The 8,170-nt window shown below is 76.2% G+C and carries 4 protein-coding genes and 1 pseudogene; all 5 read left to right on the top strand.

Features of this window, described 5'->3' with window-relative positions:
• Positions 1-112: 112 nt before the first annotated feature.
• Positions 113-976, top strand: a complete 864-nt coding sequence (locus tag ACFW1I_RS36240) for a TMEM175 family protein (protein ID WP_384678012.1) — start codon at positions 113-115, stop codon at positions 974-976.
• 87 nt (positions 977-1,063) lie between these two features.
• Entirely contained in the window at positions 1,064-3,139 is a 2,076-nt protein-coding gene (locus ACFW1I_RS36235; RefSeq protein WP_384678010.1) for an alpha-1,4-glucan--maltose-1-phosphate maltosyltransferase, read from the top strand.
• Positions 3,136-3,468 (top strand): annotated as a pseudogene (locus ACFW1I_RS36230) (hypothetical protein); the annotation flags it as partial. The gene ACFW1I_RS36235 and the pseudogene ACFW1I_RS36230, both read left to right, overlap by 4 nt.
• 938 nt (positions 3,469-4,406) lie before the next feature.
• The gene (gene glgB / locus ACFW1I_RS36225) at positions 4,407-6,647 is read left to right on the top strand and encodes a 1,4-alpha-glucan branching protein GlgB (protein ID WP_384678022.1); all 2,241 of its coding nucleotides are present in this window, start codon (positions 4,407-4,409) and stop codon (positions 6,645-6,647) included.
• On the top strand, positions 6,644-8,038 hold the full coding sequence (locus tag ACFW1I_RS36220; protein ID WP_384678008.1) for a phosphomannomutase/phosphoglucomutase: 1,395 nt from the start codon (positions 6,644-6,646) through the stop codon (positions 8,036-8,038). The genes glgB and ACFW1I_RS36220 overlap by 4 nt, the downstream gene beginning before the upstream one ends.
• Positions 8,039-8,170: the final 132 nt, after the last annotated feature.

Raw genomic sequence — 8,170 nt, 5'->3', positions numbered from 1 at the left:
CCGCGCGCGCCGCTCCCCCGCCTCTCGCCCCCCCCCCCCCCCGCCCCGGCCCCGCCCGCCCGCGCCGGGCGCCCGCGCCCGCGCCCCCCCCCGCCACCGGAAGGGAACACCCGTGAAACACCTCTCCCACCACGACTCCACCGCGCCGCCGCGCACCGCGCACCCCGCGAACGCGGAGGTGCACGAGATCAGCACCAGCCGCCTGGAGGCGTTCAGCGACGGCGTCTTCGCCATCGCCATCACCCTGCTCGTCCTGGAGATCGAGCTGCCGCACGACCGGCCCCTGCTCGACGGGCTGCTCGCCCTCTGGCCCTCCTACGCCGCGTACGTCTTCAGCTTCCTGATCATCGGCGTGGTGTGGATGAACCACCACACCATGCTCTTCTACATCCGCCGGGTCGACCGCCCGCTGCTCCTGATGAACCTGCTGCTGCTCATGAACGTGGCGTTCATCCCCTTCTCCACCCACGTCCTCGCCGAAGGACTCGCCTCCGGGCACGGGGAGCGCGCCGCCGCCGTCTTCTACGGGCTCACGCTCACCGTCGGCGGACTGCCCTTCAACGCCATCTGGTGGTACGCCTCGCGCGGCCACCGCCACCTCAGCCACCTCATCACCCCGCAGCAGGCGGCGACCATCCGCTCGCACTTCTCCATGGGGCCGCTGCTCTACCTCGGCGCCACCCTGGTCGGCCTGCTCAGCGCGGTCGCCAGCCTCACCTGCTTCGCCGTGCTCATCGTCTTCTACATGGTGGAGGTGCTGGGCTCGCGCACCGAGGTGACGGAGGCCGCGGCGCCCGGCCACGCGGCCGTCACCCTGCCGCTGCGGGCCCACTCCGCCCGCGAGCCCGAACAGCAGCCGCACCCGCCGGCCGCGCCCGCCCCGCCGGCCCTCGTCGCCGCCGGCCCCGCCGCCCCGGCCGCCGCACCGGACGAGCCGACCGCCTGCAAGGTCTGCGGCCGGGCCGACACCACCTGAACCGGCCGCCAGGCCACCGCCGTACGCGACCCGCGGGGCCACCCCGCACCGCCGCGCGCTCCGACCCGCCGAGGGAGACCGACCACCATGCCACGCACCGCCACCGTCCGTTCCGTCGCCGCACGGCCCGCCGCCCTCCAGCTCGTCGCGGACCGCACCGCGAAGGCCGCGCCGCCCGCGCACCGCACCGTCGTCGGACGGATCCCGGTCACGGACGTGAGCCCGGTCGTCGCCGCCGGACGGCTGCCCGCGAAGGCGGTGGTCGGCGAGCGCTTCGAGATCGCCGCGACCGTGTTCCGCGAGGGCCACGACCGGCCCGCCGCCCACGTCGTGCTGCGCGACCCCCGGGGCCGCGACCGCGCCCCGCTCCCGCTGCGCGAACAGGCCCCCGGCACCGACCGCTGGACCGCCACCGCCGCCGCCGACCTGCCCGGCCGGTGGAGCTTCACCGTCGAGGCCTGGGCGGACCCGGTCGGCGCCTGGCGCCACGAGGCCGAGGTGAAACTCCCCGCCGGCACGGAGACCGCGCTCGTCCTGGAGGAGGGCGCCCGGCTCCTCGACCGCGCCGCCCGCGCGCTGCCCCCCGGCCGCGACCGGCGCACCCTGCTCGCGGCGGCCGCCACCGTACGCACCCCCGCCCTGACACCCGGGGAGCGGTACGCGGCGGCCGTCGCCGAGCCCGTGCGGAAGGTCCTCGACCGCCACCCGCTGCGCGAACTCCTCACCACCGAGGGCCCGTTCCCGCTCCAGGTGGACCGCCGGCGCGCCCTCTACGGCTCCTGGTACGAGTTCTTCCCGCGCTCCGAGGGCGCCCGCCCCGGCCCCGACGGCACCCTGCTGCCCGGCACCCTGCGCACCGCGGCCGAACGGCTGCCCGCCGTCGCCGAGATGGGCTTCGACGTCGTCTACCTGCCGCCCGTCCACCCCATCGGCGAACGCCACCGCAAGGGCCCCGGCAACACCCTGACCGCGGGCCCCGGCGACGTCGGCTCGCCCTGGGCGGTCGGCTCCGCGGCCGGCGGCCACGACGCCGTCCACCCCGACCTCGGCACCCTCGACGACTTCGACGCCTTCGTCGCCCGCGCCCGCTCCCTCGGCCTGGAGACCGCCCTCGACTTCGCCCTCCAGTGCTCGCCCGACCACCCCTGGCTCACCGAGCACCCCGCGTGGTTCCGCCACCGGGCCGACGGCACCATCGCCCACGCCGAGAACCCGCCGAAGAAGTACCAGGACATCCACCCCGTCGACTTCGACACCGACTTCGACGGCATCGTCGCCGAGACCCTGCGGCTGCTCCGCTTCTGGGCCGCCCGCGGCGTGCGGATCTTCCGGGTCGACAACCCCCACACCAAGCCCGTCCCCTTCTGGGAGACGGTCCTCGCCGACATGGCCCGCACCGACCCCGACGTGCTCTTCCTCGCCGAGGCGTTCACCCGCCCCGCCATGCTCCGCACCCTCGCCCAGATCGGCTTCCACCAGTCGTACACCTACTTCACCTGGCGCGACACCAAGCGGGACCTGACCGACTACCTCACCGAACTCAGCCGCGAGACCGCCCACTACCTGCGGCCCAACCTGTTCGTGAACACCCCCGACATCCTGCCGCGCTCCCTCGTCGCCGGCGGCCGCGCCGCCTTCGAGCAGCGGGCCGTGCTCGCCGCCACCCTCTCGCCCGCCTGGGGCGTCTACGCCGGATACGAGCTGTGCGAGAACGTCCCGGCGGGGGAGGGCAGCGAGGAGTACGCCGACTCCGAGAAGTACCAGCTGCGCCCCCGCGACTGGGCGGCGGCCGACCGCGCCGGCACCACCATCGCCCCGCTGATCGGCCTGCTCAACAGGGTCCGCCGCGCCCACCCCGCGCTCCAGGACCTGCGCTCGCTGCGCTTCCACCGCACCGACAACGACCAGGTCGTCGCGTACTCCAAGCAGGCCGGCGACGACCTCGTCCTCACCGTCGTCAGCCTCGACCCGCACGGGCCGCAGGAGGCCACCGTCTCCCTCGACCTGCCCGCCCTCGGCCTGGACTGGGACGTCGTGCTCGACGTCCACGACGAGCTCACCGGCACCGGCCACCGCTGGACGGAGCACAACTACGTCCGCCTCGCGCCCGGCGACGGGCCGGCCTCCGCGCACGTCCTCGCCGTCCGGAGGGCCGACGCGTGACCGCCGTCTCCGTCGCCTGCGCGGTCTGCGCCTCCGCCGCCGACACCGAGCCGCTCGCCGCCGCCCTCACGCCCTGGCTGGTCACCCGCCGCTGGTTCGCCCACGAACGCGGCTGCCTCGACGGACTGCGGCTGCGCACCGTCTCGGTCCTGCGGGACGGCTCGCCGGCCCTGCTCCACGTCCTCGCCGACGCCCACCACGCGGGCGGCGACCGGCCCCACCGCTACCAGCTGCTGCTCGGCCTGTGCCGGACCGTGCCCCGCGGACTCGGCGACGCCGTCGTCGGCCGGATCGCCGACGGCCCGTGGGAGGACTGGTGGCTGTACGAGGCCACCGCCGACCCCCGGCTGACCGGCGCCCTGCTGCGGGCCGCCGCCGAGGACGGGCCGCCGGGCGCGCCCCGGCTGTCCGCCGCCGAGGGCCTGGTCCTGCCGGCCGGCCCGGGCCGCCCGCTCGCCGTCGAGCAGAGCAACACCACCCTCGTCTACGACGACCGGCTCGTCCTCAAGCTGCTGCGCAGCCCCGAACCCGGCCCGCACCCCGAGGCCGACACGCTCGCCGCGCTCACCGCGGCCGGCAGCGCCCACACCCCCGCGCTCGCCGGACGGCTGTACTCCACCGTCCCCGGCGAGCCGGACACCGTCCTCGGCGTGCTCTCGGCGTACGTGCCCTCCGCCGGCGACGGCTGGCGGCTGGCCACCCGGCAGGCCGCCGAGTGCATCACCGGCAGCTGCCGGGGCGTGCCCGCCGTCGGCGGCTTCACCGGCGAGGCGCACGCCCTCGGCCGGGCCGTCGCCGAGGTCCACCGGGCCCTCGCCCGCGCCTTCCCCGTGGTGCGCCTCTCACCGCGGCAGGTCGCGGCCGAGGTGGCCGGGATGACCGACGAACTCGCCCGCGCCGCCCGGCGGGTGCCGCAGCTCGAACGGTTCGTCGGCCGGATCTCCACGCTCTACCACGACCACGCCCGCGTCGCCGTGCGCTCCCGCGGCGTCCCCGCCCAGCGCACCCACGGCGACCTGCACCTCGGCCAGGTGCTGCGGGCCGAGGACGGCTGGACGGTCATCGACTTCGAGGGCGAACCCGACCGGCCCGCCGCCGCCCGCACCCGCCCCCGGCCGGTGCTCCGCGACATCGCCGGCATGCTCCGCTCCTTCGACTACGCCGCCCAGTACGCCCTCGTCGAACTGACCGGCGAGCCCGCCCCGCCCGCCACGGCGGGGGCCGCCGGGGCCGCCGGCCGGCTGCGCCAGACCCGGCGCGCCTACGCCTGGGCGGTCCGCAACCGCCGCGCCTTCATCGCCGGTTACGCCTCGGCGGGCGGCACGGACCCGCGCTGCCACCCGGTGGCGCTGCGCGCCTTCGAGGCGGAGAAGGCGGTGTACGAGGCCGTCTACGAGGCCCACCACCGCCCGGACTGGCTGCCCATCCCGCTCACCGCGGTCCAGCGCCTGGCCGCGACCCGCTGACGTCCGCCACGCCCACGCACCCCCCCCCACGCACCCCACCCGTCCCCGGACGGCGCTCCCGAGGAGGAACCACCCCCGTGTCACCGACCGCCCTGGCCCCCGGACCGCCGGTGTCCGGCACCGTACCCCCGCTGGGGGAGCTCGACCTGCACCTGATCGCCGAGGGCCGCCACGAACGCCTCTGGACGGTGCTCGGCGCCCACCCGGGCACCCGGGGAGGCGTCGCCGGCACGCGGTTCGCGGTGTGGGCGCCGGCCGCCGAGGCCGTCGCCGTGGTGGGGGACTTCAACGGCTGGCGCCCCGGGGGGCACGCCATGCGCCGCGGCGGCCCCTGCGGCGTGTGGGAGCTGTTCGTGCCCGGCGCGGGCGAGGGCGACCGCTACAAGTACGAGATCACCGGCGGCGGCCGGACGGCCCAGAAGGCCGACCCGATGGCCCGCGCCTGCGAGGCCGCGCCCGCCACCGCCTCCGTCGTGACCACCGGCCGCCACGTCTGGCGCGACCAGGAGTGGATGGCCCGGCGGGGCGAACTCTCCCACCACGAGGCGCCGTTCTCCGTCTACGAGGTGCACCTGGCCTCCTGGCGGCCCGGCCTCGGCTACCGCGAGCTCGCCGAGGTGCTGCCGTCGTACGTCGGAGAACTCGGCTTCACCCACGTGGAGTTCATGCCCGTCGCCGCCCATCCCTTCCGCGGCTCCTGGGGCTACCAGGTCACCGGCTACTACGCCCCTTCCCCGGACCTCGGCGGTCCCGACGACCTCCGCCACCTGGTGGACGCCTTCCACCGGGCCGGCATCGGGGTGATCGTCGACTGGGTGCCCGGCCACTTCCCCAAGGACGACTGGGCGCTGGCCCGCTTCGACGGCGGACCGCTCTACGAGCCGGCCGACCCCCGGCGCGCCGAGCACCCCGACTGGGGGACCCTGGAGTTCGACTTCGGCCGCCCCGAGGTCCGCAACTTCCTCGTCGCCAACGCCCTCTACTGGTGCGAGGAGTTCCACGTCGACGGCCTCCGCGTGGACGCGGTCGCGTCGATGCTCTACCTCGACTACTCCCGGGGCCCCGGCGGGTGGACGCCCAACCGGCACGGCGGCCGGGAGAACCTCGACGCGGTCGCCTTCCTGCAGGAGGTGAACGCCACCGTTCACCGCGCGTGGCCCGGCGTCGTCACCGTCGCCGAGGAGTCCACCGCGTGGGACGGCGTCACCCGCCCCACCCACGTCACCGGCGCCAACGGCCTCGGCGGCCTCGGCTTCTGCCTGAAGTGGAACATGGGCTGGATGCACGACTCGCTGGGCTATCTGGGTCGCGACCCCGTCCACCGGTCCCACCACCACCACGAGATGACCTTCTCGACCGTGTACGCGCACAGCGAGAACTACCTGCTGCCGCTCTCCCACGACGAGGTCGTCCACGGCAAGCGGTCCCTGGTGTCGAAGATGCCCGGCGACTGGTGGCGGCAGCGCGCCGACCTCCGCGCCTACCTCGCCTTCATGTGGGCCCACCCCGGCAAGCAACTCCTCTTCATGGGCCAGGAGTTCGCCCAGGGGGCCGAGTGGGACCACGACCGCGGCCCCGACTGGTGGCTGCTCGACCCCGGCTACGGCGCGGCAGCCGACCACCGGGGCGTGCGCGACCTCGTGGCCCGCCTGAACGCCGTCTACCGGGCCACCCCCGCGCTGTGGCAGCGCGACACCGACCCGGCCGGCTTCCGCTGGCTGGACGCCGACGCCGCCGCCGACAACGTGTTCGCCTTCGCCCGCTTCGACGCCGCCGGCCGCCCGCTCGTCTGCGTCAGCAACCTCTCCCCGGTGGTCCGCCACGCCTACCCGGTCGGCGTCCCCGGGGCCGCCGACGCCTGGGAGGTCGTCCTCGACACCGACGCCCCCGCCTACGGCGGCTCCGGCGCCGCCACCACGACCACGTACACCACCCGACCCGAACCCCGTCACGGCAGCCCGGTGAGCGTCACGCTCACCCTGCCCCCGCTGGCCACCCTGTGGCTGCGCCCGGGGAAACCCAGGAAAGGACCAGGAGCGTGACCGAACCGAACGCACCCGACGGACGCCACGGACGCGGACACCGCGCCGGGATCGTGAAGGCGTACGACATCCGGGGCCTGGTGCCCGAGGAGTTCGACGCCCCCGCGGCCCGCCTGATCGGCGCCGCGTTCGCGGACCTCACCGGCGCGCCCGAGATCGCCGTCGCCCGCGACATGCGCGCCACCTCGCCCGCGCTCGCCGAGGCGTTCGCCGACGGGGTCCGCTCCCGGGGCGCCGGCGTCGTCGACGCGGGGCTCGGCTCCACCGACTACCTGTACTTCGTCTCCGGCCGGCTCGGCGTGCCGGGCGCCATGTTCACCGCGAGCCACAACCCGGCCGGGTACAACGGCATCAAGCTCTGCCGGGCCGGCGCCGTGCCGGTCGGCGAGGGCAGTGGCCTGGAGCTCCTGCGCGAACGGCTGCTCGCCGGCTCCGTCCCGCCGCCCGCGCCGACGGCCCCCGGCCCGTACCGCGAGGCCGACCTGCTGGAGGAGTACGCCGACCATCTGCGCTCCCTGGTGGACCTGCGCCGGGGCCGGCCGCTGACCGTGGTCGTCGACGCCGGCAACGGCATGGCGGGGCTCACCGTCCCGCTCGTCCTCGACGACCCCTCCCTCGACGTCGTCCCCCTCTACTTCGAGCTGGACGGCACCTTCCCGCACCACGAGGCCGATCCGATGAAGCCGGCCAACACGGCCGACCTGCGGGCCCGGGTGCGGGCGGAGGGCGCCGACCTGGGGCTCGCCTTCGACGGCGACGCGGACCGCTGCTTCGTCGTCGACGAGCGCGGCGAGCCGGTCTCGCCGTCCTCCGTGATCGCGCTGATCGCCGAGCGGGAGCTGGCCAGGGATCCGGGCTCGGCGATCGTGCACAACCTGATCACCTCGCGCTCGGCGGTCGAGGTCGTCAAGGAGGCCGGCGGGCTCCCGGTGCGCTCCAGGGTCGGCCACTCCTTCGTCAAGGCGCTGATGAGGGAGCACGACGCGGTCTTCGGCGGCGAGCACTCCGGCCACTACTACTTCCGCGACTTCTGGTTCGCCGACACCGGCATGCTGGCCGCCCTGCACGTCCTTGCCGCCCTGGGCGCCTCCCCGGAGCCGCTGTCGCGGCTGATGGCCGGGTACGAACGGCTCGCCTCCTCCGGCGAGATCAACGTCACGGCGGCGGACCCGGCGGCGGCGCTGGCCGCGGTGGAGCGGGCCTTCGCCGCCGAGGAGCCGGGCGCCGCGTTCGACCGCCTCGACGGGCTGACGGTCACCCTGCCGGACGGCGCCTGGCTCAACCTGCGCGCCTCCCAGACCGAACCCGTCGTCCGCCTCAACGCCGAGGCGCCGGATCCCGCCCGGGTGACGGCCCTCACGGACCGGGTCCTGGCCCTGCTCGGGGCCTGAGCCCCCGGCGTACCGGTCACGCCCCCGGCCCCCCCCCCCCCGCCGGGGGGGGGGGGGGGGCGGCGGCGGGGGGGGGGGGGGGGGGGGGCGGGGGGGGGGGGGGCCCCCCCCCCCGGGGGGGGGGGCGCCCGC

This window comes from Streptomyces sp. NPDC058955 (assembly GCF_042741435.1).
In the GTDB taxonomy this organism is placed as follows: domain Bacteria; phylum Actinomycetota; class Actinomycetes; order Streptomycetales; family Streptomycetaceae; genus Streptomyces.
This window is presented reverse-complemented; position numbering and strand designations above follow the sequence as displayed.

Bases quoted from the DNA above. Each gene is read 5' to 3' on its own strand.
- ACFW1I_RS36235 (WP_384678010.1), top strand. From the start codon at position 1,064: ATGCCACGCACCGCCACCGTCCGTTCCGTCGCCGCACGGCCCGCCGCC.